This window comes from Neorhizobium tomejilense (assembly GCF_964254135.1).
GTDB classification, from domain to species: domain Bacteria; phylum Pseudomonadota; class Alphaproteobacteria; order Rhizobiales; family Rhizobiaceae; genus Neorhizobium; species Neorhizobium tomejilense.
This window is the reverse complement of record NZ_CAXUSO020000001.1, coordinates 669,913-695,221: the sequence shown is the minus strand read 5'-3', so window position 1 is coordinate 695,221 and position 25,309 is coordinate 669,913. Positions and strand designations below refer to the sequence as shown.

Here is a 25,309-nt window from a genome sequence, read left to right as displayed (position 1 = left end):
TGATAGTAACTGATCGCTCAACGATGTTCCATCACAAAATGAAAGCGAAACCGATGAGCAAGAAAAAACGTGGCATTGCCCTGGTTACGGGTGCCTCCTCAGGAATAGGACTGGTGACGGCGCAGGCGCTGCGGCGGGATGGCTATCAGGTCTTCGGCACCAGCCGGAAGCCGATGCCGGACACGGCGGACGGGGTGACGATGCTGGTCTGCGACGTGACCGACGACGCATCGGTCGAAAGTGCCGTTAACGAGGTTCTGCGCCGCGCGGGGCGGATCGATCTTCTTGTCAACAATGCCGGGGTCGGCCTGCTTGGCGGTGCCGAGGAATCCACGATCGAGCAGGCGAAGGCCCTGTTCGACGTCAACGTGTTCGGCACCATCCGGATGACGAATGCGGTCCTGCCCGTGATGAGGGGCCAGCAGAAGGGCCGCATCGTCAACCTGAGTTCGATACTGGGGATGATCCCGGCTCCTTTCAACGGCCTTTATGCATCGACCAAACACGCCGTCGAAGGGTATTCGGAGTCCCTCGACCATGAAGTGCGGAACCAGAGCATCCGCGTCGTGCTTGTCGAGCCCGGCTTGACCCGCACCGCCTTCGAGGAGAATCTGACCCGCGCCGACCGCCCGCTTTCCGTCTATGATACAGTTCGCGCCGGTGCGGAACGGCTGATGCAGGAAGCCGTCGCGAAGGGAGATGCACCGGAAGTGGTCGCCGAAGCCGTCCTGAAGGCCGCCAATGCGGCATCGCCCAAACGGCGCTACACTGCCGGGAAAATGGCGGGACAGGTCCGTTTCATACGTCGCTTCCTGCCCGAAAACATCGTCGACAAGAACCTTCGGAAGTTCAACGGGCTCTCCGCCTGAGCATTCATCGCAGGCCCGCCGGCGATGCCGGCCACCACGGAAACGGAAGTCAGTCCGATGAAATCATTCCTGATCGATCGCTATCGCAAAGGCGGCGCCCTGCGGCCCGGCGAAATACCCGAGCCGGCATTGCGCGACAACGACGTCCTGGTGGAGGTTCATGCCGCCGGAGTGAACGCCCTGGACAACAAGATCAGGGACGGCGAATTCAAGCTTATCCTGCCCTACCGCCTTCCGCTGGTGCTGGGCAATGATGTGGCAGGCGTCGTCGTCCGGGTCGGACCCAAAGTCCGGAAGTTCAAGCCGGGAGACGAGGTCTATGCACGTCCGGCCCAGGACCGCATCGGCACGTTTGCCGAATATATCGCCATGGACGAGGCCGATGTGGCGAGAAAGCCCGGCAATCTCACCATGGTAGAGGCCGCATCCATTCCGCTTGTCGCGCTGACGGCATGGCAGGTCCTTATCGAGCGCGCCAACCTGCAGAAGGGGCAGAAGGTCCTGATCCATGCCGGCTCGGGCGGCGTCGGCACCATCGCGATCCAGCTCGCCAAGCATCTCGGGGCCTATGTGGCGACGACCACGAGCACCGCCAATATCGCCCTCGCGAAAAGTCTCGGGGCGGACGTCGTCGTCGATTACAGGAAAGACGACTTCGAGAAGGTGCTGCAGGGCTACGACGTCGTGCTGAACAGCCTGGGCAAGGACACGCTCGAAAAATCTTTGGACGTATTGAAGCCGGGCGGCAAGCTGGTCTCGATTTCCGGCCCGCCCGATCCGGATTTCGCCCGGCAGAACGACTCCGGCTGGCTGCTTCAACAGGCCATGCGCCTGCTGAGCTTCGGCATCAGGCGAAAAGCGGGACGCCGGAAGATCGGCTATTCGTTCCTCTTCATGACGGCGAACGGCGGCCAGCTCGCACAGATCACCTCGCTGATCGAAGCGGGCCACATCCGCCCGGTGATGGACCGGGTCTTCCCGTTCGACAAGACCAACGAGGCGCTGGACTATGTCGAAACAGGCCGCGCCAAGGGCAAGGTCGTCATCGCAGTGAAGTGACGTCGTTCAGGCTGTAGAAGCGGCGAAGCCAGCCATACTGAGAACAGCCGATGACGGGCTAGCCGTCGCCTATCCTTAATTCCGGCTCCTCGGCGCAAATCGCGGCGAGGAAATCGACGAATTGCCGCACTCGGGAGGGCATGCGCCGTCCGGCAACGGTAACGGCGTTGATCGGAAAGAGCGGCGGCGCATGCTGGTCCAAAATTCGCACAACCTCGCCGGTGGCCAGCACATCCGTGAACAACCAGCTCGCGTGGTGGGCGATACCAAGGCCCGCGAGGACCGCGCCGCGGACATGCTCGGCGTCGTTCGTGCGGAACGCTCCGCCGCCGTCGACCGTGACCTGCCGACTGTCTACCTGGAAACCCCACCCGATGATATCGCCCTGGTAGACATAGCTGATACGCTGGTGGGTGCGCAGTTCGTCCAGCGTTTGCGGCGTGCCGTGTTGGGCAACATAGCCGGCGGAGGCCAGGGTTATCATCCGCATGTCGCCGATGCGCCGGGCGACGAGTGCTGAATCCGCAAGCCGACCGATACGGATCGCGACGTCTATTCCCTCCTCGATAAGGTCAACGTGCCGCCCGGAGACTTCCATCTCGATCGCGACGTCAGGGAACCGGTTCCTGAAATCCGCCAGCCGGGGAATAACGAACATCCTCCCGAAGGCTGGCGAGAGGGTCACGCGGACCCAGCCCCGAGGGGGCCGACTGCCCTTCAAGAACCCTTTCTTCGACAAAGTCGAGATCCTGAAGGATACGGACGGTGGCCTCGTAATATTCCTGTCCTGCGGGCGTCACGGCAAGGGCACGCGAACTTCTCGCAAGGAGTTGCGTCCCGAGACGCGCTTCGAGCGCAGCAAGCTGTTTGCTGACCGTCGGTTGGCTGACGTTCAGGTCCCGCGCTGCCTGCGAAAAGCTTCCGCTTTCGACGACGCGCACGAACATCCGCATCGCATCTAGCTTATCCATCAGTTTTATTCCGAACGAGACCGATCGAGCTGACTGAGCAAGTCATGACCCGGCGGCATGGAATACATCGATGAATTCCAAAATGGAATAGATGACATTCATAAGGCATGGCTGCCATTCGCCAAGGGAATATGAGACTCGACATTCGGTCGCCCTTTCACGGGCCCGGAACCGAAAGGAAGAGTTATGACAATCAAGATTTATGGCGATGCTGGCTCGGGCAGCTTGCGTCGCGTGAACGCCGCTGCGAAGATCATGGGCGTTGAACTCAAACGCGTTAACGTTGACCTCTTCAAAGGCGAGAGCCAGACCGACGAGTTCAAATCACGTCTCAATCCCCACGGTCTGACGCCGGTCCTGGAGGATGGCGACACCATTCTCTGGGAATCTTCTGCGATCAATCTGTATCTCGCCAACAAGGTGAATTCGCCGCTGGTCGGAACCACGCAGGAGGAGCGCTTCCAGGTGCTTCAGTGGATGTTCTGGTCGGGCGAGCAGTGGCGCACCTTCACCACCACCATCTTCGATGAGCGCGTGGGGAAGACGGTCATGGGCGTACCGAAGGACGAGTCCCTCATCAAATTTGCCGAGGGCAAGATCCGCGCTGCAGCGAAGGTACTCGACCGGCATCTTGAAGGCCGCAAGTTCATGGTCGGCAATGGGTTGACCTTTGCCGATATCGATATCGCGGCTCCCTTCTCCCAGGTCGATCGTGCAAAGTTTCCGTTCAAGGAATATCCAAACCTGGTCGCTTGGCACGACAATCTTCTCCAGTCGTTCCCGGCGTGGGCGGAGACGAAGGCTGAGGTTGACAACCGTATGGAGAGCTTCCTGGCAAGTGTCGGCGTGAAACTGTAATTTCTGGCCCTCTTGTCTGGCTGGCGCGCGCATGAAGATGGTGCGCGCTGGCCGGAATCGCGACGATCCTGTCAGCGGCGCGGTGGGCGGCTTATGGCCACCGACCATCTCTCCAGTGTTCAAACCAGATCAGCGTTCCTCGCCCACGGTCAGCGGCCAGTCGACCACGTAGTCCTCGAAATCTTCCACATCGACCTCGTTTTCGCTGACCGTGCGGCCGCGGGCGGAGATGCCGGCCTGGTGCACGGTGTTCGGATCGCCCGAAACCAGCGGATGCCACCAATAGAGGTCCTCGCCGTCGCGGACGAGGCGATAACCGCAGGTCGGCGGCAGCCAGGTGATCTCGTTGACCGTCGTCGGGGTGAGCTGGATACAGTCCGGCACTGTCGCCTGGCGGTGCTGGTAATCCTTGCAGCGACAGCTCTCCCCGTCGAGCAGACGGCAGGCGACGGAGGTGAAGACGACGTCGCCTGAGTCCCAGTCCTCGAGCTTGTTGAGACAACAGAGCCCGCAACCGTCGCACAGGCTTTCCCATTCATTTTGGCTCAGCTGGTCGAGCCGCTTGGTCTTCCAGAAAGGTTCGTCGGTCATCGTGGATATCACATTTGCGGCAGGGCGGAACAAATCCGCGCATCTGCATTTTACCTGTTGCGATTTTGATATCGCGCATCAACCATTTGTCAGCTAAAGCTGATTAACGGTGAGAGGCTAGAGCTCTTGATCCCTTGAAGGGACCGCGTCAAGCACAACTCATCGAAAGGGCGGGGAATTCCGAAGGTGCAGGACGAGCCAAAGTCATCCGACGACCGGCCGCGCGGCAAGCGCCACCTGCTGCTGCGCATCGATTCCTGGATCGATTCCACCGTCTGGAATCTCGGTTTCCGGCTCGGCGAGATCTGGGAGGAGATCACCATCTTCTTCCGCCGGTTTCGCGTGCGGGGCTGGAAACGCCTCGGCTTCGAACTCGCCGGCGAGGCGATGACCCTGGGCACCGCGGGTTTCGTGGTGCTCCTGGCGCTCGCCCAGCCCGCTTTCGAGGAAACCCACGAGGACTGGCGCAACCGCGGCGATTTCGCCGTCACCTTCCTCGACCGCTACGGCAACATCATCGGCCATCGCGGCATCATCCACGAAGACTCCGTGCCGATCGACGAATTACCGGACCACCTGATCAAGGCGGTGCTGGCGACCGAGGACCGCCGCTTCTTCGACCATTTCGGCATCGATTTCTTCGGCCTTGCCCGCGCCATGAGCGAAAACGCCAAGGCCGGCGGCGTTGTGCAGGGCGGCTCGACGCTCACCCAGCAGCTTGCCAAGAACCTGTTCCTTACCAACGAACGGTCGATCGAACGCAAGATCAAGGAAGCCTTCCTGTCGCTGTGGCTGGAAGCCAACCTCTCCAAGAAGGAGATCCTGTCGCTCTATCTCGACCGCGCCTATATGGGCGGCGGCACGTTCGGGGCGGCGGCGGCGGCACAATTCTATTTCGGCAAGAACATCGCGGAAGTGAACCTTGCCGAGAGCGCCATGCTCGCCGGCCTGTTCAAGGCGCCGGCCAAATATGCGCCGCATGTCAACCTGCCGGCTGCCCGCGCCCGGGCCAACGAAGTGCTCTCCAACCTCGTGCAGAGCGGGATGATGACCGAAGGCCAGGTGATCGCCGCCCGCCGCGGCCCGGCGACCGTCGTCGACCGCGCCGACGTCAAGGCGCCGGACTATTTCCTCGACTGGGCCTTCGACGAAGTGCAGCGGCTGGCGCAGGCCGGCAAGTTCCACGAACATTCGGTCGTGGTGCGCACGACGATCGACATGGGCCTGCAGCAGGCCTCGGAATCGGCGGTGGAATCGAGCCTGCGCGAATATGGCGAGAGCTTCAAGGTGAAGCAGGGCGCCCTCGTGATGATCGAGAACGGCGGGGCCGTGCGCGCCATGGTCGGCGGCCGCGACTACGGCGAAAGCCAGTTCAACCGCGCCGCCAAGGCGCTGCGCCAGCCGGGTTCGTCCTTCAAGCTCTATACCTATTCGGCGGCGATGGAGAACGGCTTCAAGCCGGAATCGACGATTTCAGACGCGCCGATCACCTGGAACGGCTGGTCGCCACAGAACTACGCGCGCTCCTACAAGGGCAAGGTGACGCTGCTGTCGGCCATGGCGCAGTCGCTCAATACCGTGCCGGTCAGGCTCGCCAAGGACTATCTGGGCACCGACGTGATCGTCAAGACAGCCAAGGCCTTCGGTGTCGAAACGCCGCTCAGGAAGGACAAGACCATCCCGCTCGGCACCTCGGAAATGACGGTGCTCGACCAGGCGACGGGCTACGCCGTGATGCCGGCCGGCGGCATGGAATCGCGCCGCCACGGCATCGAGCAGGTTCTCGGCTACGGCGGCGACGTGCTCTACGATTTCAACCGCGACGAACGGCCGGCCAAGCGCGTGCTCTCCGAGCAGGCGACATCGTCGATGAACCGCATCCTGACGCAGATCCCGGTGATCGGCACGGCCCGCAGGGCGGCGCTCGACGGCGGCATCGTCACGGCCGGCAAGACCGGTACCTCGCAGAGCTATCGCGACGCCTGGTTCATCGGGTTTACCGGCAATTACACGACCGCGGTCTGGTTCGGTAACGACGACTTCACCTCGATGGACAACATGACCGGCGGCTCGCTGCCGGCCTCGACCTTCAAGACAGTGATGGACTATGCCCACCAGGGCATCGAGCTGCGCGCCATTCCCGGCATCGACAACCCGCTGCCGACCGGGGACCACAAGGGCAACGCCGTCGCCAAGAAGAAGGATGGCACTCCCGATACCGGATTGCAGGCGCTCATCCGCCCGCGTTCCCTGTCGGCCGAATCCACCCGCCTGCTGCGGCAGATCGCCGGAAAGCTGAAAGAAGCCGGGCGGCTCGGACCTGCCACCGCCAAGGTGGCCGACAAGACCGCGACGGGATCGCTCGCCGAGGCGACGGCCGTCAGTTCCAGAAACCCCTGACCCCCTGGCTTCCGAGCTTGCCGCGCATGGTCGCGGCGACGCAGAGCGCAGTCACGCCTTCGTGCAGGCCGCCCTCGGTCAGCTTGCCGAAGGCGAACCGGTCCCGCTCCGACAGGCCGCCGCCCGCCTGCGAAAGCCAGGCACGGAATTCCGCGCTGCGCTCGGCCTGCCCCACCTCCTGCCCCATCAGGTCGAAAAAGCGGATATAGCTGTCGACCGCGAGGTTCTTGACCGGCGGGCTCGTCCAGCCCTCCCGCGCCGGCTGGGGAAGGCAGATCTCGATACCGTCGACGATGGCGCGGCGCGCCTCCGTCGGCTGGCTTTCAGTCAGCGTCATGAAGTCGAGGGAAATGTCCTTCGGGGTCGAAGGCCCCGGCGCCGGTTTCAGGTGGTAATAGGCACCCGAAAATCCAGCAGCCACGGCTATCAATGCACCGGTCGCCATCATCCATGTTCTCATCGTCTCTGCTCCGGAACGTCGTCGCAGACACGGTAGCCAAGGAATGAACCGGGCAAGGTACAGGCGGTTTTTAGTCACAGGAACCGCTCGAAACAACCTTATCAAAGGGTTAACCCTAAGATCATCCCTGTTTGGGAATGGCACGCAAAGGCCCTGGATGACCAATCCCGGCACAGGCAGCGGGCCTCTCGCCGCCGATCCGGCGGGGATCGGAGGAAGGACGGCGGGCGATTCTTGAAGGATACACAGGGAGCGATTCGCTCCGCGCCGGGAGCCAAGAGGCGAGCGTGCCGGAAAGACACAGCCCACCCATTCCTTCGCAATAGAATCAATGCTAACCCTCTGGCACAGCTGTCCGAGGGCCAAAGCAAACCCGTGTTCCGTGTTCCCTTCCTCATCGCGATCGCGCTCACCATCGCCTTCGGCGGCGGGATATGGTCCACTCTCGTGGCACTGGATGCCACGATCGGTTTCGGTGCGATCAAGCTCGGCTCGTGGGAAGCCTTTCCTGACGCGCAGACCGCGCAGGCGGACCCTTACGCGAAATCGCACCGGGCCAGCGCCGGCAAGCTCATCTACGCGAGCGCCGAAGGCCTCACCTTCATCGCCTCGGTCGACCAGGCCGGGGAGCGGCTGACCGGAAACTGCTCCTATCGCCTCACCGGCCACACGCCGCCGGCGCGTTTCTGGACGCTGTTTGCCGCAGCCCCCGGTGCTGCCCCGCCCTCGGCGCAATCGGACCTGCCGACGGCTCTCAATTCCCGCATCGTGCTGCGCAACAGCAGCAGCGACGGCGGTTTCGACATCGCGATTTCCGCAACCGCCAAGCCGGGCAACTGGCTGGCGGTCACGACGCCCGGCGTGTTCCGGCTGACGCTGACGCTGTTCGACACGCCGACGGCCGGCAGCTCCGGCCTGATTGACCTCACCATGCCGCGCATCGAGAAGACCGGGTGCGGCAATGTCTAGAAGCCTTGGGTTCGGAAGTCCGCGATTTAGACGCTGGGGGTTTAGAAGGCTGGGATTTAGAAGTCTGCGCCCGAGAGGTTTGGGATTGGGGTCCAGGGACTTCGCGTCCCGGAAGGCCGATTCCCGGGGTTTTGCGCTAAAGGTTCTGCTGGCGGTGATCACCGGGCTCGTCGGTGCGGCGCTGCTGCACCTGATCATCGTGCTGGCGCTGCCCGATTTCAGCGAGCGCGACGCCTATACGCGGGTGCTGGCGGAAGGCGAGATCTATCGTTTCTACCGGCTGGGGGAGAAGCCGGACCGGGCCGGGCTTTCCAAGGACGACCCGTTCGTCGATGCGGCGGTCTGCGCCTTCGATATCTCGGAAGGGCCGGTGAGGCTGACGGCCGCCAATGGCGGCGTGCCCTTCTGGTCGCTCGGCGTCTACGACCAGTCGTCCAACGAGGTGTTCAGCATCAATGACCGGACGTCGGCCGGCGGCGTGCTGGATGTGGTGATCGCGTCGCCGATGCAGCTGACGGCATTGCGCAAGGCGCTGCCGCAGGCGGTTTCGCAGTCGATCCTGGTGGAAGCACGGGCGGAGGAGGGATATGTGGTCTTGAGAAGTCTCGTCCCGCAACCAAGCTTTGCGGGTATCGTGTCGCAATTCCTGAACCAGGCTACCTGCGCGCCCTTCGAATGGCGCTCCCGAAGCCGGTTCTGATCTCCGTTTGCCGACTATTCGGCACGCACCGCGTGGTTTTCAGCCTTGCGGTCGCCAAAATCCTCGAAACGTTCGTATCGCACGCCGGTGAACAGCAGAACCTGTCCGGCGTTGTCGCTTTCGCCGATCCTGATCTGCGGCCGGCGCGCATGCTCGCTGCGCCATCTGTTCAGTATTACGATCTCTGCCATGCTCGTCTCCGTTTAAGGAATTCGAGACGGATGAAGACGGACCGATCTCACCCTGCCCTCTCCAAGGGCCTGACGCTTCCCGAGACAGAAGTCCGGGCATCCGCGCCTTTCTCGCCTGTGCGCCTTGTTCGAAAGCGCAACGACATTTCGACATGAACGGCCGGTTCCGCCTGAACCGGCCGCTATCGGGAAGGTCCCAGGGACGCGGGGCCATTCGGCATTTGAAACGCGGCAAATACGCGCCGGTTACCCCTGGATTCAGCCAGACCACCGTTAACAATGTATTACTGCTAATATAGCACTTGCTACCGGTACATGTCTGTTGTCCGACCCCAAAACGCAGAAGCGTCGGTTTGGTTCGCAGCCTTTGAAAGCGTGGATCGGACCTGCGATTTCCTGGCAAAACAGCGGGACTGCAAGAAATTACCGGCGTATCGAAACGAACCATTTTTACAGACCGTTAACCCTCCAAGAGTTAGCATCCGGTTAAACCAAGGCGACCCCATTCTGCAGATGTTCTCACAGCTGCGTGAGCGGACGGCGCGCCACCGGGAGTTTCCCAGGCAAGGTACGATGAGAACGCCAGGCGAGCTTTTCCGGCACACCTGACCGGCGTTCGGCACTCCGGATTTGTTTTGCGTTGATTGCGAGTTTGCCAGTGACGAATGAGTTTCGAGACCTTGAAAGGCCCCAGGCCATGCGTAAAAAGGATGTGGTGCTGATGGCCACCGTGACGAGCTTCGAAAGTCTTCCGTACCCTTCGCGGTCGGAACTTCGACAGTTCGCCGAGCTCTTCGCACCCCTGTTTTCCGCATCGTCCGAAGAGGCCCGCCGCGATGCGGTCGCGGCGCTCTCGCAATGCAAGACCGTGCCACCGGCCGTCGCCTTCTTCATCGCCAGCCAGCCGATCGCGGTTGCAGCACCTTTCCTCACCTCCTCGACCTGCCTTTCCGACGATGCGCTGATCGCCATCGCCCGCACCCAAGGGGAAGCGCATGCCCGCGCCATCGTGCGCCGCGAGGCGCTGTCGCCGACGGTGATCGACGCGCTGGTGGGCTTGCGCCACGACCGCACCAAGCGCAGCGATGCGCCCGAAAACCTCGGCGCGCTCCTGCCGCTGAGGCCGACGCCGGAAATGGTCGACGAGGCCGAGCGCAACACGCGCGAGGAACTGCTGCGCAACCGCATCAAGGCGCTTGCCGGCCATGTCGACCGGCCCGCCGCAGACCGACTGGGCTTGCGCAACCTGTCGCCGATCCAGGAGGCGCTGCTCGTCCGCTTCGCCCGCGACCGCGAGACCGGGCTGTTTGCGACCGTGCTTGCCGACACGCTTTCCGCCAGCCACTGGCTTTCGGAGCGGATCATGCTCGACATATCCGGCCAGCAGCTCGCGGCGACGCTGAGGGGCCTGGCGATGGACAAGGACGATGCGCTGTTCATCCTGCAGCGGCTCTACGACCATCTGGGTGCGGAACAGGACGGGGTGACACGCGCCACCGCGCTCTGGGACGGGCTCGACGAGGACGAATGCGGCAAACGCGTCGAGGCCTGGCGCCGCGCCGACAGCTACACCTACCCGGAACAGCAGCATCAGCCGATGTTCGCCGACAACCGCGCGGAGGATAGCTGCCAGCCGCGCGTGGTCCGCACCACCGCCAGCGCCCGCAAGCCGTTCAACGGCCTCTACCGGGTGCGCTAAAAGCCTAGCCGGGCTTCACAACTTCGAACAGATCCGCGACGTCGTCGATCTCCAGTTCCAGCAGCCAGAGATCCGGATCGAAGCGCATTTCGCGCGACAACATCTCGCGGATGGCTTCCGGCTCGGCCCGTTCCGCCCTCACCTCGAATTTGCGCCCACTGTCGTCCTCGTCGCCGAAGAAGTTCTGCGGGGCTGGTGCGTAGAGCGTTTCCAGCCCGTCGCGAAAACGCTGGCGGATGAAGATCGCGCCCGCCGCCTCCGCACCCTTCTTTTCGACGGCCGCAAAACCGCCGAGCCCGAAGACGCGGCGGATCATGGCGGAGACGACGATTTCGGATTTCAGGCGCATGGCCCCTCATACGGTGCTTCGAGACCGGGCGCAAACCTGCCTCGCACCAATTTTACCCGGATATAACTATTGCCATAATATTACCCGGGTGATATTAGCTGCCCTTCCACCAAGGAAGGCACGGGACATGAACACCATCGACAGGAAAGCGGCGATCTCCGCCTACAAGGAACGCAAGGCTCCGGCCGGCATCTACGCCATCCGTTTTGCACCCATGGGGCAGCGATGGATCGGCCGCTCCGGAGACCTCGACAAGATCCAGAACCGCATCTGGTTCACGCTCCGGCACAGCAGCCATGTGAGCAAGAGCCTGCAGGCGGCCTGGAATGCCAACCGGCCGGAGGATTTCGCGATCGAGCGGCTGGAGGAGATCGACGAGGAGCTGACCGGCTACTTGCGCGACCGGACGCTGAAGGACCGACATCTGCACTGGGCTTGGGAGCTCGGCGCCGAGGCGGTCTGAGCCCTTCCACGGGAACCAGGCAACGGAAGTCCCTGAGAAGAAACGGAAAATCGCGCTGCCGCGCCCTTTCCTTTCGCCCACTGCACCATATTTACACAGGCGGTGTCGTACGGCACTGTCATGAAAAGGAGTTTGGGGCTTGGCTACTTCCGCATTGATCAGCATTCTGATCACCTTCCTGGTGATCGTCCTGGTTCTCTATCTCGTCGCGCGCCTGCCGATCGATGGCCGCGCGAAGCAGATCGCGCAGATCATCATCATCATCATCGGCATCATTTCGCTGCTGAAATATCTCGCCGTGTTCTAAAGGCAGAGATGCGCCCGGCCATGCCGGGCGCCATCCAACCGGTGCGATGAGGATCACGCCGTCATTGCATTTGTACGCCGGTATTCCTGCGTTACTCCGCCGAAACCCCAGGCGTCGGCCTCGACCTCGTGGACGATGACATAGGTGGCGGGCGGTATCTCGCCGAGGCTCTGCTTCAAAAGCGCGTCCATCGCCTCGATGAAACGCTTCTTCTCCTCGGCCGTATTGGTGCCGAGCGTGACATTGGCCTCCACATGCGCGGCCACTTCCAGAGGTTCGCCGCCGACGGTCCAGCCGGAAAGATCGACCTCCTCCACCAGGACCGCGGTGACCTCGCGGCGCTTGCGCATGATCGTGTTCATCAGCACCGTGGTTTCCTGCTGCAGCCGGCGCCTGGCTTCCGGTTCGATGCTTTTGCCGGCGATGATGACGTGAACGAAGGGCATGACGTTCTCCTTTTCGGATTTCTGTTGACGCCGCTATCTTCTCCCCGCACAATCGTTTTGAAAATCGCGAAGTTTTAAACAAACTCTTTTGCAGAACTCAACGATCATGCTGCCCATCAACCTCGATATCGACACGTTGAGAAGTTTTGCCCTCGGCCTGGAACTCGGCAGTTTCGCCAAGGCCGCCGACCGGCTCGGCCGCTCCCCTTCGGCGATCAGCCTGCAATTGAAGAAGCTCGAGGAACAGGTGGGCGAAACCCTGCTGCAGAAGCAGGGCCGTGGGCTTGTGCTGACCGAAGCAGGCGAAATCCTGCTTGGTTATGCCAGGCGCATCCTGGAACTCAACGACGAGGCGCGGGCGGCGGTGCGCGGCGTCGGCAAGCTCGAAGGCTGGGTCAGGATCGGCGTGCCGCAGGATTTCGCCGAAACCTGGCTTCCCGACCTGCTCGGCCGCTTTTCAAAAGTCCATCCGAAGGTGCGGGTCGAGGCGCGCGTCGACCGAGGTGTCGCGATGGTACAGGCGATCGACAAGGGCGAACTCGACGTGGCGCTGACCTGGGGCACGCTCGCCAGCCCGCGGGCGCAGATCGTCGCAAGGCGCGACATCGCCTGGATCGGCCCGGATGGTTTCCGGCATATGCCCGGAGACGCACTTGCGATCGTCGCCTTCGATCCGCCCTGCGCCTTCCGCAAGGCCGCCATCGATGCGCTCGATCGGAACGGCATCGCCTGGCGCCACGCGTTCGCCAGCCCGAGCCTTGCCGGCCTCTGGGCCGCGGTCACCGCAGGGCTTGGCGTCACCCCCCGGATCGTCGAGGGCAAACCGGCGCAGCTTGCCGCGCTTGATGCGAAAGACGCGGGCCTGCCCGATCTCGGCGCGATCGAGCTTGCGCTGCACGTCGCCGAAACCCGCCTCGCCCCACCTGCCGAAGAGCTGAAACGGCTGGTGCTGGAAGCGGTGGCGATGCGTTGAGCGGCGAGCTCTCGCCGCTGGAAACATCGAACATTCGGGAGATTGGAGGACATCACCTTCCTGGTAATCGTCCTGGTTCTCTATCTGCGCCATGTGTGGACATGGCGGCACGACTAGATCTCGACGAGCGTGTTAAGGCATTTGCTGGATGCTGCCACTGCCTCTGATCTCCGAGCGACGCATGGTCGGGCGCCCGAAAAGTTCAATATCGCCACTCCCGGAAATCGAAACGTCCGCATCGACCTGTGCAGTCAGCCTGGCATCGCCGCTGCCACGAATGTCCACCTTTACCGACTTTGCAGTCAGATCCCCGAACTGCGCCTCGCCCGACCCGGAAATGCGCAGATCGACCGCGTCGGCGGTTCCCGTGGCGGTAACATCGCCGCTGCCTTCGATGGTCACCTGAAGCTTCGGCTGGTTGATTTGCGACAGGGTCAGATCACCACTACCACGCAGTTCCCATATGGAGATCGACGGGCCTGACAGCTCAACCTCAAGCCGCGAGGCAAACCAACCGGGATCGCAATCCAGGCCCAGCACGCCAGCTTCGAACCGCACATTGTCAAGCAAAGCGGGGTCGCCGCTGATGACGGCCTCTGCTCTATCGCCTGGTTGATAATGGACGGAAGCCGGCATATGGATCGCCAGACTGTCGCTTGTCGCAAATGGGAGCGTAACCTGCCGTCGTGCCGAGGTCGCCGGCCCGCAGGTCGATTTCCCTATGCCCCACAAACCCGCCGCATCGGTCCAGCTCGGGCCTGCAAGCGCGATTCCGATCGTCAAAAAAGCAGCGGCGCCAATGAGGCCCGTCGTTGCGACAAATGCCAATGTCCGAGTCATATCGAGGCTCCCTCCGTGAAATATGTCGAAAGTTTCAAACGCCGTGCCGGTCCGGTTGGGCCAGACGGAAATGCAATCGGGCATAGTGGCCAAGCATGCGGGTGCCGGCACTTATTCCCATCAAAAGCAAAGCGCCGCCGCCCAGGAAGCCGCTCACAAGTCCGACGCCGATGAACAGGCGCGCCAACAGATGCGTCAGGGCTCCGCCCGGATCGAAGAGCAAAGCCGTGAAGACGATCTTCAACCCGACCGCGCCAATCGCCACCAGCACGATGGCAAAGGCCATCACCAGCACGATCGCCACGATCAGCAATGGCAGCAGCAGAAGCAGGTCGACGATGGCGAGGCCGGCCAATGCCATCATGGCGCCCATGAGGTTGGACAGGCTCCAATGGGTTTCAAAACGCCGCAGCCCGATATCGGCGCGCAGTTCCCGGGCGATCCTCGCCGGATCGCCCAGTGCGGCGGCGACCTCCGCTTCACTGCGTCCATCGGCGTTGGATTCGGCGAAATGGGCCGAATAGTCGGCGACGATCTCTTCAACCTCCTCGGGCGGAAGACCGGCAAGCCCCTGTTTCAGCCTGCTCAGAAAGGCATCCCTGGTCATCATATATCCTCAACAAGTTTATCGACAGCGGCAGCGAAGGATCGCCAGTCATTGCGATGGGCCTCGAAAACCGTCCGGCCAAGCGGTGTCAGCCGGTAATATTTGCGGGGCGGCCCGCTGCTTGATTCCACGATGCGCGTGGCAACCAGGCCTTCATTCTGCATTCGACGCATCAAAGGATAGATCGTGCCTTCGCCCATGCCGACAGCGGTGACGAGGGTACTGGCAATCTCGTAGCCATAACTTTCCCCCCGCGACAGCACCGCCAGGACGCAGAGATCGAGCGCGCCCTTTCGCAGTTGAATTTGGATTGAGTCAGTCATCCCGTTCCTCATATTTACATACTATCTATAACACGCTACCTGTTAATGCAAGGTAGCAAGACAGATTGCTGAATATTGCACCCTGCACAATCGCAATACGGCGAGCCGCCGGTCGACAAGGACGGGCCGGCGGACTTCCTTGGTAAATTGGAGCAACGACTATGACGTACCTACGCCTGGCCCTGGCGGCCGCCTTTTGTCTCGCTGTGTCCTCTGCCCATGCAGCGGGATTGAAGCTCCTTCATATCCCTGGCGGGCAAGGGGAGGATCCGGCAATCGATGCGGCGATGTGGTCACCCTGTGCCGAGGCGCCTGCAGATGTGCGGATCGAAGGGCTGACGGTGCCGGCAGTCCTGGATTGTCTGATTGCCGGAGAGAAGCTGCCGCTCGTTATCATCTCGCACGGCTATGGTGGCTGGTACCTTGGCCACCATGACACGGCCGAAGCCTTGGCGGACGCCGGCTTTGTCGTCGTTGCCGTCAATCATCCGCACGCGAATTATGCCGATATGAGCCGCGCTGACGGTTTGGGCGCGTTGATCGGACGTCCTGTCGATATCAAGAGAACCGTTGATTTCATGCTTATGGCCTCACCTGATGCCGCTAAGATAGATCCGCAGCGTGTCGGCTTCTATGGGTTCTCTCAAGGCGGCTATACGGGCCTTGTCATCGCCGGGGCCAATCCGGATTTCAGCAAATTGCCGCCGCGTTGCGCGGACCCGAAAGCAACCGGCTGCCCGCAAACCAATCAAGTCCGACGTTCACAACAAAGGCCGCTACCTCAGTCGCTAACTCATGATCCCCGCATCAGAGCAATGGTAGTCGCTGACCCTCTCAGCGTTGTCCTTCAGACCACGGACAGTGTGAAGAACGTCACGATTCCGCTTCAGCTATGGGGATCGGAGCTGGGAGGGGGTGGCGGAGCATCGCCGGAAGATGTCGCGACACTTGCACGTGTATTGCCCGAAAAGCCTGACTTTCGGATAGTGTCTAATGCCGTCCATCTGTCGTTTTTGACGCTGTGCCCCAAGAACCGTCAGTTTTCGGAGGTGTGTATCGACGCTCTCGGCTTCGACCGTGCCGCCTTCCACAGGGAGTTTAATGCCGAAGTGATCGCATTCTTCCGGCAAAATCTGAGGGAGTGAACCGGCGAAAATGCCATTCCTGCCCGCAACGGAGCATCACCAGTGGCTATTGGCTTCGCCCCAATAACGAAATTCGGGAGATTGGGCGCAGCCGCCCCTACAGCGCGCCGATCGACTTCAGCTTCTTCAGCACCAGCTCGTCGGGCTCCCCGGTTTCGGGCAGGCGGTAGTGGCGCTGGAAGCGGCGGATGGCGGCCTTGGTCTGGGTGCCGGCGACGCCGTCGACCTCGACATCCGCATAGGCGATGTTCGACAGGCCGCGCTGGATCTGCAGCACGAGGTTCGTGGGCTGAACGGGGGCGTTCGGCTTCTGGGAGACGGGCGTGGCCACGGGCCTGCCGGAACTGGAGGCCCCGTTCGGGATATTGGCGGGCGGCGTCATCGTCGGCTTGCGCTCGGAGGCGCGGATTGCGGCGGCAACCGGGTCTTCGCCGCGCGCATTGGCGCTCTCGGCCGGGCGGGCGGGCGAGACAGGCCGGGGCGGCTGGACCAGGGACTGCGCAGGCCTTGCCGGCGCGGCCGGTGTGGCGCGTGCTGTCTCGGCGGGTTTTGGCGCTGCGGGCTGAGCGTCAGGAGGGGTTGCCGGCTGGGCGGCGGCCTGCTGCGGCGCCGGGCGCGGCATCGGCGCGACAACCGTCGGCGCGGGCGCTGCCGTCTGGGCAGGTGCTGCGGCTGGCATTGCGGTCGGCGCGGCGGCCGGAGCCGGCGCTACGACGGTCGGATCGGCCCGCTCGATACGAAACGTGGTGACATCGGCGGGCGCGGTGCGCCTTGCCGGACGATAACCGGCGATCTGGTTCGGGTTCTTGGCGTCGCGGGTGGCGAGGAACGGGGACGGATGGCCGCCCGGTTGGTACCAGAGCGCATTGCCGGCGACGAAGGAGAAGACGATGCCGAAGGCAGCGCAGCCGAACAGGGTCTTCGGCCGGCGCGCAGCAGCACGCGCTCCCGCCAGCAGCAGGTTCGACAGAATGCCCGGTTGCTTGACAGTTTTTTTTCTGTCAGGCGATTTTCGCTTCCGCGCGGTCATCGATAAAATCCTGTTCGTCCATCATGGCCGCATGCCGGGCTGCCCTCAGCCGCGGCGGGAATTCGACTTTTTCCTCCCGGGAGTCATCCCGTTTTGCTTCGACGCCCGAGCCGTCTGCCGGCAGGGAGATCGTCACCACGGTCCCCTCGCCCGGACGGCTGACGATCGTAAAACGACCGCCATGCAGCGCCACCAGACCTTTTACCAGAGAAAGTCCGAGACCGGTACCTTCGTAGGTGCGGGTATAGGCGTTTTCCACCTGCATGAACGGCTGGCCGATATATTGCAGCTTTTCCGCCGCGATGCCGATGCCGGTGTCGCTGACCGAAATCTTGACGTCATCGCCCTCGAGCACGGCGTCGATCGACACCACGCCGCCGGGGCCGGTGAACTTGATCGCATTGCCGGCCAGGTTGATGAGAATCTGCTGCACGGCGCGGCGGTCGGCGATCACTTCGCCGAGCCCGCGGGGCGCGCGGCTCGTCAGCGTCACGCCCTTTTCGCGGGCGGTCAGATCGAGCATGGCACGGCAGGTTTCCACGGCTTCGGCGATGGCGAAGGGTTCGGCGAGCAGTTCGTAACGGCCGGCCTCGATCTTCGACATGTCGAGCATGGTGTTGACGACGGACAGGAGATGGCCGCCGGACTGGCGGATCAGGCCGACATATTCGCGCTGGCGGTCGTTTTCGAGCCGGCCGAAATATTCACCGATGAGCACGTCGGAAAAACCGAGAATGGCGTTGAGCGGGGTGCGCAGCTCGTGGCTGACGGCAGCGAGGAACCTCGACTTCGCCTCATGGGCGGAGCGCGCCTCGGCGACATTGGCCGCGGCTTCCAGACGGAGCTGCTCTTCTTCCGACATGTCGCGCGCCTGCGCCAGGACGTAGAGGAGTTCTCCTTCGCCATCGCGGATGGCGGTCATGTCGAGGCGAACGGACAGGAACTGGCGGCCGGCCGCCGAGTATGGCCGTTCGATGCGGATATCGGCAGCGGCGCTTGGCACACCCTGGCGCAGCATGTCGAAAGCCTGGACGAGGCCGATCCGGTCGGACACGTGGACGCGCTCGGCAAGCGGCTCACCGGCCGCCTCGCGCAGGCTTGGCGGAAACAGATGCTGATCGCGACCGCCGGTCTTCACCAGCAGGCCATGCGGATCGAGAATGAGCGACAGGCCCGGCATCGCATCGAAGGCAGCGTCTTCCGGCGCAGGCTGAGCAACGGGAGCCACGGCATGGCGCGGAAAGGCGAAGGACGCGGCCGCGGCCAGAAGGAAAAGCGACAGAACCAGCGCCACGCCGACGGGCAGGGCCAGCGCCGGCGGCAGGAGCAGCGCAAGCGCCGGCGGCACGGTGACGAATGCGGCAAGGCCACAGAACACGAGCCGGCGGAACTGGGCAATTTCACCGGGACGCGCGGTGTCGCCCTCGCCGAGGCGCGTCAGCCAGCGGCTTGCGGTCTCGTCGACCAGCATGACCGCCTTTCCGGCAATGTTACTCAATACGCGCACGCAAAACCCTGCACAGACTCGTTTATCGAAGCCGACAATAGGCCCCCGTGGCTTAAGGAAAGGATAAAAGAAGGGGTGTCTGGAAGTCCCGCAATGGGCCAAAATCCGGCTTTGGGACAGAAGGACCAAGCCTTCTGAGCTTGTGGTTAACGCGACGTAAGCGGCGGATTTGCTTCGATTTTTCGCAATGCGTTAACCTTTGTGGCAAACCAGCCCCCGACAAAGCCCGGGGTTTCGGGCGGACCGCCGCAATTATGCTTAACATCGATCGCTAAAATTCGATTCAAGTTCGCTGCAAAGACGCTGCAAATGCCGATATTTCGCATTTTAAGCAAATTTGCCGAAAAACCGAACGATCCCGTCAAAGCCATATTTGCTTCCCGGCGGTACAACCATGTTCAAGACCGGCACAGATCCGGCGGCCCGCTCGAGACCCAAGAGCGGGAAAAACAGGTGGATAGAACGATGTGGTTTCTCATCAAGGGAAGTATGTGGTTCGCGGCGGTGCTGGTAGTGCTCTCCTACTTCAGCAGCAAGCCGGCGACCGAGACCGACGGGCTTTCGCCCCTGCAGGTCAGCAATGCATTTTCGGCTGCGACCGAAGCCTATCAATATGTGAGCGCCATCTGCACCGAAAAGCCTGAGGTCTGCGAAAAGGGTGCCGAGACCTTCTCGGCGCTCGGCACGAGGGCCAGGCAGGGCGCCCAGGTCGCCTTCGAGCTGCTCGACAAGCAGTTCGGCGACAAGGGCACCCGGACCGCGGTGCTTGCCGATCCGGAGCCGACCCCATTCCCGGCCAAACAGGCTGAAACGGCAGCCGCTACCGGCGCCGATACGATCTTCACCGGCACCGTGCCGGTCCCGCAGAAACGGCCGACCCACTAATCCCTCGCACCAGGTCGGCGCACCAGATCGGCCTGATACCGGACGTCTGATCCGAATTCGAATTTCAAAGCTTGCACCGGGCTCTCAATGCCACGGTTCCCGGTGCCTGATCTGCCTGCCCTGTCATTCAGCATTTGCTGACGCCGTGAGGTTTACCCCTCACGGCGTTTTTTTTGCTTTTATCCCGGCCTGCAGTGCCTATATGGAGCGGATAGAAGAACCGGAGCGCTTATGGCCAGCCTCGAGCAGATCATCGAAGATTTCGAATACCTCGACGAGTGGGAAGACCGCTATCGTTACGTGATCGAACTCGGCAAGGCGCTGCCGGACCTTCCCGACGACCAGAAGACCGCGGAGAACAAGGTGCAGGGCTGCGCGAGCCAGGTCTGGCTGGTCAGCCATCTCGGGGACGGCAGCGCCGACCCGGTGATGACCTTCGACGGCGATTCGGACGCCCATATCGTTCGCGGCCTCGTCGCCATCGTGCTCGCCGTCTATTCAGGCAGGACCGCCTCCCAGATCGCCGCCACAGACGCGATCGAAATCTTCGACCGCATCGGCCTGGTCGAACACCTGTCGTCCCAGCGCGCCAACGGGCTGCGTTCGATGGTCAAGCGCATCCGGGAAGAGGCGCGGATCAGGGCTGCGGCTTAGGGCGCAAAGCCCCCTCGCCCCTGCCCTCGGGCCAGGTGGCGAGCGCTTGCTCGGCAACGGCCTCCAGCGTGTCGCGACTGAAGCCGGCCTTGGCCTGCACCGCCATGCCGTGAAGAACGGCCATCAGGAATGCCGCAAGGGTGTCGGGCCTCGCCGTCTCCGGCAGGTCGCCCTCGGCCTTTGCCCGCTCGAAGCGTTCGCGAAGCTGCGCCTCGCCTTCAGCGCGCGACTCTATCAAGGCCTGGCGGACAGGCTCCGCTTCATCCGATCCCGCCAGCACCCCCTGGATGGCGAGGCATCCCGTATGGTCGGGATAACGGGTGGTGAGGTCGATCGCACCCTGCAGAACGTGCGCCGCAACCTCGCGCGCCGTGGGCAACTGGAGTGCCGCGGGAAGATAGTCCACATAGCGCTCGTAGTAGCGTGCCAGGACCTTGCGGAAGAGCGCTTCCTTGTTGCCGAAGGCGGAATAGAGGGCCGGCCTTTCGACACCTGCCGCCTCCGTCAGGTCGGCATAGGAGGCACCTTCATAGCCCTTGCGCCAGAAGACGCATAACGCGGCGTCGAGCGCCTTCTCCACATCGAATTCGCGATGGCGTCCCATCAGCTCTGTCCTGTTATTTTCATAACGATCGTTATTAAACGGCTTGACCGGCCCTGTCAAATTCCATACCGATCGTTATCGTAACATACGTTATGAAATTGGGCGCCGCTTGGCAGGATCGAGCGGAGCCCTCGTCGAATTGGGAAAGGATACTCATGTCCAACATATTCAAGGGGAAGGTCGTCCTCATTACCGGCGGCTCGCGCGGCCTGGGTGCCGCGACGGCGGAAGCCTTCGCCGATCACGGAGCGGACGTCGCGATCAGCTACGCGGCCTCGGCCGACAAGGCGAAGGCCGTCGTGGAAAAGCTCAGGGCAAAGGGCGTTCGCGCGATTGCGGTCAAGAGCGACCAGGCCGACCTTTCTTCCGCAAAACCGCTGATCGACAGGGTGATGGCGGAATTCGGCAGGCTCGACATCCTCGTCAACAATGCCGGCATCGCCATCCAGGGCCAGATGGTCGACGATCCGGAACTCGACTGGGACAACTATAATCGCCAGTGGCAGGTCAACGTGCTCGGCACGATCGCCAACACCCGCGCGGCGGCGCAAAAGCTGACCGACGGCGGCCGGATCATCTTCGTCGGCTCCCTCCTCGGCTCCTACGTCCCCTTCCCCGGTGTCGCCGACTATACCGGAACCAAGTGGGCGCTTGCCGGCTATGCGAAGGGCATCGCGCGCGACCTCGGGCCTCGCAATATCACCGTGAACGTGGTTCAGCCGGGAATCATGCCGACGGACATGGCGGCAGACGTTGCCGGCGAGCTTCCGAACCGCGACGCCATTCTCGACATGCATCCGATCCGCCGCATCGCAACCCTCGAGGAAGTGGCCGAAACCATCTGCTTCCTGGCGGGACCCCATGCGGGCTACATCAACGGCGAGACCGTGAATGTAGCCGGCGGTCTCGGGATCTGAGCGCCGAAGCCCGGACCTTCGACGGAGAGGCCCGGTCACCAGTCTGAAAATCCCTGAGCTTCAAATGAAGCTCAGGGATTTGGCGTCAAGGGATCAGGCTTCCGCTGCTTTGGCAGCCATTGTGGCCTTTGCCCACCAGACCAGCTCGTCGAGCGCCGTTTTGGCAGACGGCAGCAGATTTGCCTCGATCTCCTCGATCGGCTTGTTGCCGCCCCTGGGGGCGACCGCCATGAAGTCTCCGCCACCGATATGGACGGCGGCGTGGGTCGATACCATCTGCAGCTCGACCCCGATGCCGCGCAGGTGTTCCACGGCGCGCGACGCGCCCGTGCCGCCATAACCGATGGCGGTAAAGGGCTTCCGGATCCATTCCTTGTAAGCCTGGTCGAGGGCGTTCTTGAGCACGCCGGTGAGCGAGTGATTGTATTCGGCGACCACGAAAATGTAGCCGTCAAAGCGGCCGACGGTTTCCTGCCAGCGGACAGCTTCCGGATTTTGGCTCGGCATCCACATGTTCGAGGCCATCTCGTCGAAGAACGGCAGCGGATGGTCGCGCAGATCGACCAGTTCGACCTCTATGTCGTCACGCGCCTGCGCCTGCTTCAACATCCACTGTGCCGGCTTGTCGGCAAAGCGGGTGGGGCGGGTAGAGCCGATAATGACCGCGATTTTGGGCTTCGGAACCATGGTATCCTCATGTATGTTGGTTTCTGTCCGTAACCATCTATCCGAGGATCCGGTGCCCCATCAAGACAGCACTTTTCGGAAACCAGGTAACCGCGAGGATACCGTGTCCTGCGGGCCGATCAGCCGCATGCTGGCCCGGATCAGCGACAAGTGGACGCTTCTGGTCGTGCGCGTTCTGGGTAACGGCCCTCTTCGCTTCAATGCACTGAAGCGCGAGATCGGTGAGATCAGCCAGAAGATGCTGGCTTCCACTCTTCGCGATCTCGAGGAGAATGGTTTCGTGACGCGGACCGTCACCCCGACGACGCCTCCGCAGGTGGAATATGCCCTGACGGACCTCGGCCGGGATTTCTGGGAACCAGTCCAGGCGCTGGCCGACTGGACCCATGCGAACTCCCCGAGGATCGACGCCGCCCGCGCCGCCTATGCAGCGAAACGGGCGGCGCAGTAGGCCGGTGCTTCTGGCATTTGCAGCGTCAGCCTGACAAGTCTTCTCCGTCACAGGACCGGCCGGTAATCCTCGGCTCCCCAGTGGTGGTTCTGGCGGCGTTTTGCCGGAGCCGGCGGCGCATAATGGCGGGCGAGCGCCAGCAGCGCGGTACGCAGCATGAGTTTGGCCGAGCGGGCCGGCCATTGGCGTTCGCGTTCCACCGTCTCAAGACCCTTCGCAAAGCAGCAGACATCCACCGCGACGCCGGAAAGTTCCGGCCCCATCGCTTCCACCGCCCTCGAAAAACGGTTGCGGGCCGATATCGCGCTGTCGGCGATGTCGGCCTGGCCGCCGGCGGTGCCCTTGGCGCGGGTGGCGAGCCGCGGCTCCCAAGAGGCGGTAACGCGGGGCTGGAGCTGTCCGCGAGTGAAATCGGTGAGCAGCCGCTCGCCCGCTTCCAAGGCTTCGGCCGGCAAAAAGGGTTTTCCGTCGCGGTCCTTCATCCGTGCGATCACGCCGAGCGGTGATTCGGCCAGGTTCCGGCGCACCGGCTGGCGGGCGCCGTCGATCTCGGCCGAAGCCATGACGATCTCGCCATGCTGCTCGACGAAGGCCTCCTCGCCGGTCACCAGCGCACGGCGCAGGAAGCTGGACGCCGCCGCACTTGCGGCAATCCTTCCGTCGCCAAGCTGCGCCAGCCCGAGCGAGCGGGCCTGGGCGATCACCGCTTCGGGATAGGCTCGTTCCTCCGCCCCGACGAGCCTGATCTCACCCGCCTCACCCGCCGTGATCGCGCAGTCGCCGCGGGCGAGCTGGCGGATCAGTCGCAGGAGGTGCCGCCTGAGGGTCGGGTCCGCGGCCTTGTCCATCACGGGTTTCCGGATTGCTTCAGTCATGGGCCGCTACCTCCGAGAGGCCGAAAACGGCGGTGACGATGCGCTCGACGGCCGAGACGAACTCGTCGAAGGCGAGGTCGTCGCGGCGATCCTCGACCACGTGGCAGGCGTGACCGACGGTGGTGCGGTCGCGGCCGAAAGCCTCGCCGATGTCGCTCATCGAAATCTGGAGCGCCACATGGCAGACATACATGGCGATCTGGCGCACATGGCAGGAAAGCCGGCGCCGGTCGCGGCGCAGCATCACCCTATCGCCGAAAAGCTGTACCAGCTCCGAGACCATCTGGCGGACGATGCGGCAGGCGCTCTTGAGCGGCAGGCTGGCTGGAAGCATCGGCGAACCGGCCGTGTCCAGCGGCACGGGCGGGGAAAACGGCAAAGAGGAAGGCGGGACGGAGGGCTGGAAATATCTCTCGAAAGGCATGACAACTCCTCAATTAATAGGAATTAATTCATACACCCTAGAGCAAAAACGGGGACGCTGGAAACCGCCTCCACGCAATTATAGGCTGAAATTGTTGATAATTTCCACAAGCTCCCGAAAGATAATGGGATTTTTTTCCTTTACCCATCCCCGCGATGCCTGTTTCAAAAAAGAAAAACCGGGCACTCAATCGGCCCGGTTCTTTATCCGCATCTTTACGTCGATGCCAAAACCAGCCACCCCGCCGCTGTTGCGATCGGTCCTCATCGGGCTGGTCTCAAATCCTCCCTGCCTTGTCGGGCGTCGCCCCGGATCAGGCCTTGCCGCGCTTGCGGCGCTGGCCGAGACCCATTTCCTTGGCGAGCCTGGAGCGGGCTTCCGCATAAGCGGGGGCCACCATCGGATAGTCGGCCGGCAGGCCCCACTTCTCGCGATACTCTTCCGGCGTCATGTTGTAGTGAGTCATCAGATGCCGCTTCAGCGACTTGAACTTCTGCCCGTCCTCCAGGCAGATGAGATAGTCATCCTCGATCGATTTCTTGATCGGAACCGGGGGCTTCGGCTTTTCGATGGCCACGACAACCGGTGCCGGCGAAGAGGTGTTGCTCAACGCCGAATGCACGTCCGCGATCAAATTCGAAAGATCGCTGACTGGCACAACATGGTTGCTCACATAGGCGGCCACAATATCTGCGGTCAGCTCTACCAGCAGATCCGGGCTTTTGCCCAATGCGACGTCTGTCATTTCCTGTCTCCTGTTTAAGTGACTGGCTGGCCCCGCGACCTCCGCGACACCTGCCCGTTCGTAGAGTCTCCCGGAGAAAACCTATGCCGCCCCGCCGTCTTGCGACCGAAGCCTACCCCTAAGCTTCATGCGGAAAAGAAAACGGTTCACACCGGATATTGCGCTCGATTGGAACCTTCCCTTGCGTGTGAACGGCGTTATTGTTCCTCATCGGAAGAACTTGTCGACTCACCAAAATGACGAGGGAACGCCTAATCTAGAACAACATCTGCACTCTACTTGTAATGAAGTACCACTGCTTCGCTTCATC

Annotated in this window: 33 protein-coding genes; 15 read left to right on the top strand and 18 right to left on the bottom strand. The window is 62.5% G+C overall.

Going from position 1 to position 25,309, the window contains the following annotated elements:
- Window positions 1–53: 53 nt before the first annotated feature.
- Entirely contained in the window at window positions 54–869 is an 816-nt protein-coding gene (locus ACSQ3G_RS03630; RefSeq protein ID WP_436109086.1) for an oxidoreductase, read from the top strand.
- 57 nt (window positions 870–926) lie between these two features.
- A complete protein-coding gene (locus ACSQ3G_RS03625) occupies window positions 927–1,928 on the top strand; it encodes an NADP-dependent oxidoreductase (RefSeq protein WP_436109085.1) in 1,002 nt (333 codons plus the stop codon).
- A 58-nt stretch (window positions 1,929–1,986) separates the two neighbouring features.
- On the opposite strand, the gene ACSQ3G_RS03620 is transcribed toward ACSQ3G_RS03625, so the two are convergent.
- Window positions 1,987–2,586 carry a substrate binding domain-containing protein gene (locus ACSQ3G_RS03620; RefSeq protein ID WP_436109084.1) on the bottom strand — a complete coding sequence of 200 codons (600 nt, stop codon included), beginning with the start codon at window positions 2,584–2,586 and terminating at the stop codon, window positions 1,987–1,989.
- Window positions 2,540–2,899, bottom strand: a complete 360-nt coding sequence (locus tag ACSQ3G_RS03615) for a LysR family transcriptional regulator (RefSeq protein ID WP_436109083.1) — start codon at window positions 2,897–2,899, stop codon at window positions 2,540–2,542. Before ACSQ3G_RS03615 ends, ACSQ3G_RS03620 begins: the two co-directional genes overlap by 47 nt.
- A gap of 186 nt (window positions 2,900–3,085) precedes the next feature.
- Here ACSQ3G_RS03615 and ACSQ3G_RS03610 point away from each other — a divergent pair, with 186 nt between their 5' ends.
- Window positions 3,086–3,757 carry a glutathione S-transferase family protein gene (locus tag ACSQ3G_RS03610; protein WP_436109082.1) on the top strand — a complete coding sequence of 224 codons (672 nt, stop codon included), beginning with the start codon at window positions 3,086–3,088 and terminating at the stop codon, window positions 3,755–3,757.
- A 129-nt stretch (window positions 3,758–3,886) separates the two neighbouring features.
- Here ACSQ3G_RS03610 and ACSQ3G_RS03605 read toward each other — a convergent pair whose 3' ends face one another.
- Window positions 3,887–4,348, bottom strand: coding sequence for a YcgN family cysteine cluster protein (locus ACSQ3G_RS03605; RefSeq protein ID WP_436109081.1), 462 nt, complete (start codon window positions 4,346–4,348; stop codon window positions 3,887–3,889).
- A 186-nt stretch (window positions 4,349–4,534) separates the two neighbouring features.
- Here ACSQ3G_RS03605 and ACSQ3G_RS03600 point away from each other — a divergent pair, with 186 nt between their 5' ends.
- Complete coding sequence (locus ACSQ3G_RS03600; RefSeq protein ID WP_105405397.1) at window positions 4,535–6,748, top strand: transglycosylase domain-containing protein; 2,214 nt, start codon at window positions 4,535–4,537, stop codon at window positions 6,746–6,748.
- Here the strand turns inward: ACSQ3G_RS03600 and ACSQ3G_RS03595 are convergent.
- Window positions 6,729–7,208 (bottom strand): hypothetical protein, encoded by a 480-nt coding sequence (locus ACSQ3G_RS03595; protein ID WP_436109080.1) that lies wholly within the window; start codon window positions 7,206–7,208, stop codon window positions 6,729–6,731. The two genes, ACSQ3G_RS03600 and ACSQ3G_RS03595, sit on opposite strands and share 20 nt — an antisense overlap.
- Before the next feature lie 375 nt (window positions 7,209–7,583).
- Here ACSQ3G_RS03595 and ACSQ3G_RS03590 point away from each other — a divergent pair, with 375 nt between their 5' ends.
- Together ACSQ3G_RS03590 and ACSQ3G_RS03585 are read left to right on the top strand one after the other, a co-directional pair.
- A complete protein-coding gene (locus tag ACSQ3G_RS03590; RefSeq protein WP_105427569.1) occupies window positions 7,584–8,177 on the top strand; it encodes a DUF1214 domain-containing protein in 594 nt (197 codons plus the stop codon).
- An 85-nt stretch (window positions 8,178–8,262) separates the two neighbouring features.
- On the top strand, window positions 8,263–8,877 hold the full coding sequence (locus tag ACSQ3G_RS03585; RefSeq protein ID WP_436109079.1) for a DUF1254 domain-containing protein: 615 nt from the start codon (window positions 8,263–8,265) through the stop codon (window positions 8,875–8,877).
- 14 nt (window positions 8,878–8,891) lie between these two features.
- Here the strand turns inward: ACSQ3G_RS03585 and ACSQ3G_RS03580 are convergent, their stop codons facing one another.
- The gene (locus ACSQ3G_RS03580) at window positions 8,892–9,068 is read right to left on the bottom strand and encodes a hypothetical protein (protein WP_172724197.1); all 177 of its coding nucleotides are present in this window, start codon (window positions 9,066–9,068) and stop codon (window positions 8,892–8,894) included.
- Between the two features lie 658 nt (window positions 9,069–9,726).
- Between ACSQ3G_RS03580 and ACSQ3G_RS03575 the strand changes: the two genes are divergently transcribed.
- Window positions 9,727–10,767 carry a DUF2336 domain-containing protein gene (locus tag ACSQ3G_RS03575; RefSeq protein WP_436109078.1) on the top strand — a complete coding sequence of 347 codons (1,041 nt, stop codon included), beginning with the start codon at window positions 9,727–9,729 and terminating at the stop codon, window positions 10,765–10,767.
- Window positions 10,768–10,771: 4 nt separating this feature from the next.
- On the opposite strand, the gene ACSQ3G_RS03570 is transcribed toward ACSQ3G_RS03575, so the two are convergent.
- On the bottom strand, window positions 10,772–11,116 hold the full coding sequence (locus ACSQ3G_RS03570; protein ID WP_436109077.1) for a DUF1491 family protein: 345 nt from the start codon (window positions 11,114–11,116) through the stop codon (window positions 10,772–10,774).
- 127 nt (window positions 11,117–11,243) lie between these two features.
- Between ACSQ3G_RS03570 and ACSQ3G_RS03565 the strand changes: the two genes are divergently transcribed.
- Complete coding sequence (locus ACSQ3G_RS03565) at window positions 11,244–11,579, top strand: GIY-YIG nuclease family protein (RefSeq protein WP_436109076.1); 336 nt, start codon at window positions 11,244–11,246, stop codon at window positions 11,577–11,579.
- Between the two features lie 139 nt (window positions 11,580–11,718).
- Window positions 11,719–11,886: a Thivi_2564 family membrane protein gene (locus tag ACSQ3G_RS03560; protein ID WP_007772654.1), complete on the top strand. Its 168-nt coding sequence runs from the start codon at window positions 11,719–11,721 to the stop codon at window positions 11,884–11,886.
- Window positions 11,887–11,939: 53 nt separating this feature from the next.
- Here ACSQ3G_RS03560 and ACSQ3G_RS03555 read toward each other — a convergent pair whose 3' ends face one another.
- Window positions 11,940–12,332: a tautomerase family protein gene (locus ACSQ3G_RS03555; RefSeq protein WP_436109075.1), complete on the bottom strand. Its 393-nt coding sequence runs from the start codon at window positions 12,330–12,332 to the stop codon at window positions 11,940–11,942.
- Window positions 12,333–12,438: 106 nt separating this feature from the next.
- Between ACSQ3G_RS03555 and ACSQ3G_RS03550 the strand changes: the two genes are divergently transcribed.
- Window positions 12,439–13,305, top strand: coding sequence for a LysR substrate-binding domain-containing protein (locus tag ACSQ3G_RS03550; protein WP_105423528.1), 867 nt, complete (start codon window positions 12,439–12,441; stop codon window positions 13,303–13,305).
- Window positions 13,306–13,437: 132 nt separating this feature from the next.
- On the opposite strand, the gene ACSQ3G_RS03545 is transcribed toward ACSQ3G_RS03550, so the two are convergent.
- The 3 genes from ACSQ3G_RS03545 to ACSQ3G_RS03535 are packed head-to-tail and all read right to left on the bottom strand — an operon-like array spanning window position 13,438 to window position 15,075.
- Complete coding sequence (locus ACSQ3G_RS03545; RefSeq protein ID WP_436109074.1) at window positions 13,438–14,145, bottom strand: head GIN domain-containing protein; 708 nt, start codon at window positions 14,143–14,145, stop codon at window positions 13,438–13,440.
- A 34-nt stretch (window positions 14,146–14,179) separates the two neighbouring features.
- Window positions 14,180–14,752: a DUF1700 domain-containing protein gene (locus tag ACSQ3G_RS03540; RefSeq protein ID WP_436109073.1), complete on the bottom strand. Its 573-nt coding sequence runs from the start codon at window positions 14,750–14,752 to the stop codon at window positions 14,180–14,182.
- A complete protein-coding gene (locus ACSQ3G_RS03535) occupies window positions 14,752–15,075 on the bottom strand; it encodes a PadR family transcriptional regulator (protein ID WP_038541175.1) in 324 nt (107 codons plus the stop codon). Before ACSQ3G_RS03535 ends, ACSQ3G_RS03540 begins: the two co-directional genes overlap by 1 nt.
- 161 nt (window positions 15,076–15,236) lie before the next feature.
- Between ACSQ3G_RS03535 and ACSQ3G_RS03530 the strand changes: the two genes are divergently transcribed.
- Window positions 15,237–16,220: an alpha/beta hydrolase family protein gene (locus ACSQ3G_RS03530; RefSeq protein WP_436109072.1), complete on the top strand. Its 984-nt coding sequence runs from the start codon at window positions 15,237–15,239 to the stop codon at window positions 16,218–16,220.
- Window positions 16,221–16,317: 97 nt separating this feature from the next.
- Here the strand turns inward: ACSQ3G_RS03530 and ACSQ3G_RS03525 are convergent, their stop codons facing one another.
- The 3 genes from ACSQ3G_RS03525 to ACSQ3G_RS03515 all read right to left on the bottom strand — a co-directional run bounded on the left by ACSQ3G_RS03525 (window position 16,318) and on the right by ACSQ3G_RS03515 (window position 19,128).
- Window positions 16,318–17,250: a peptidoglycan-binding domain-containing protein gene (locus ACSQ3G_RS03525; RefSeq protein ID WP_436109071.1), complete on the bottom strand. Its 933-nt coding sequence runs from the start codon at window positions 17,248–17,250 to the stop codon at window positions 16,318–16,320.
- Window positions 17,222–18,757, bottom strand: a complete 1,536-nt coding sequence (locus ACSQ3G_RS03520) for a sensor histidine kinase (protein ID WP_436109070.1) — start codon at window positions 18,755–18,757, stop codon at window positions 17,222–17,224. Before ACSQ3G_RS03520 ends, ACSQ3G_RS03525 begins: the two co-directional genes overlap by 29 nt.
- Before the next feature lie 146 nt (window positions 18,758–18,903).
- Complete coding sequence (locus ACSQ3G_RS03515) at window positions 18,904–19,128, bottom strand: hypothetical protein (protein ID WP_436109069.1); 225 nt, start codon at window positions 19,126–19,128, stop codon at window positions 18,904–18,906.
- Between the two features lie 94 nt (window positions 19,129–19,222).
- On the opposite strand from ACSQ3G_RS03515, the gene ACSQ3G_RS03510 reads away from it, so the two are divergent.
- Together ACSQ3G_RS03510 and ACSQ3G_RS03505 are read left to right on the top strand one after the other, a co-directional pair.
- Entirely contained in the window at window positions 19,223–19,642 is a 420-nt protein-coding gene (locus ACSQ3G_RS03510; protein ID WP_046631663.1) for a DUF5330 domain-containing protein, read from the top strand.
- Between the two features lie 231 nt (window positions 19,643–19,873).
- The gene (locus tag ACSQ3G_RS03505; protein ID WP_046669534.1) at window positions 19,874–20,296 is read left to right on the top strand and encodes a SufE family protein; all 423 of its coding nucleotides are present in this window, start codon (window positions 19,874–19,876) and stop codon (window positions 20,294–20,296) included.
- Here the strand turns inward: ACSQ3G_RS03505 and ACSQ3G_RS03500 are convergent.
- Complete coding sequence (locus ACSQ3G_RS03500) at window positions 20,280–20,900, bottom strand: TetR/AcrR family transcriptional regulator (protein WP_436109068.1); 621 nt, start codon at window positions 20,898–20,900, stop codon at window positions 20,280–20,282. The two genes, ACSQ3G_RS03505 and ACSQ3G_RS03500, sit on opposite strands and share 17 nt — an antisense overlap.
- Before the next feature lie 155 nt (window positions 20,901–21,055).
- Between ACSQ3G_RS03500 and ACSQ3G_RS03495 the strand changes: the two genes are divergently transcribed.
- Window positions 21,056–21,817, top strand: a complete 762-nt coding sequence (locus ACSQ3G_RS03495) for an SDR family NAD(P)-dependent oxidoreductase (RefSeq protein ID WP_436109067.1) — start codon at window positions 21,056–21,058, stop codon at window positions 21,815–21,817.
- 93 nt (window positions 21,818–21,910) lie between these two features.
- Here the strand turns inward: ACSQ3G_RS03495 and ACSQ3G_RS03490 are convergent, their stop codons facing one another.
- Entirely contained in the window at window positions 21,911–22,504 is a 594-nt protein-coding gene (locus ACSQ3G_RS03490) for an NADPH-dependent FMN reductase (protein ID WP_436109066.1), read from the bottom strand.
- Between the two features lie 127 nt (window positions 22,505–22,631).
- On the opposite strand from ACSQ3G_RS03490, the gene ACSQ3G_RS03485 reads away from it, so the two are divergent.
- Window positions 22,632–22,955 carry a winged helix-turn-helix transcriptional regulator gene (locus ACSQ3G_RS03485; RefSeq protein WP_245437525.1) on the top strand — a complete coding sequence of 108 codons (324 nt, stop codon included), beginning with the start codon at window positions 22,632–22,634 and terminating at the stop codon, window positions 22,953–22,955.
- 47 nt (window positions 22,956–23,002) lie between these two features.
- Here the strand turns inward: ACSQ3G_RS03485 and ACSQ3G_RS03480 are convergent, their stop codons facing one another.
- The 3 genes from ACSQ3G_RS03480 to ACSQ3G_RS03470 form a co-directional block, all read right to left on the bottom strand.
- Entirely contained in the window at window positions 23,003–23,830 is an 828-nt protein-coding gene (locus ACSQ3G_RS03480) for a DUF6456 domain-containing protein (protein WP_436109065.1), read from the bottom strand.
- On the bottom strand, window positions 23,823–24,254 hold the full coding sequence (locus tag ACSQ3G_RS03475) for a helix-turn-helix domain-containing protein (protein WP_436109064.1): 432 nt from the start codon (window positions 24,252–24,254) through the stop codon (window positions 23,823–23,825). The genes ACSQ3G_RS03480 and ACSQ3G_RS03475 overlap by 8 nt, the downstream gene beginning before the upstream one ends.
- Before the next feature lie 313 nt (window positions 24,255–24,567).
- The gene (locus ACSQ3G_RS03470; RefSeq protein WP_037083991.1) at window positions 24,568–24,999 is read right to left on the bottom strand and encodes a Ros/MucR family transcriptional regulator; all 432 of its coding nucleotides are present in this window, start codon (window positions 24,997–24,999) and stop codon (window positions 24,568–24,570) included.
- Window positions 25,000–25,309: the final 310 nt, after the last annotated feature.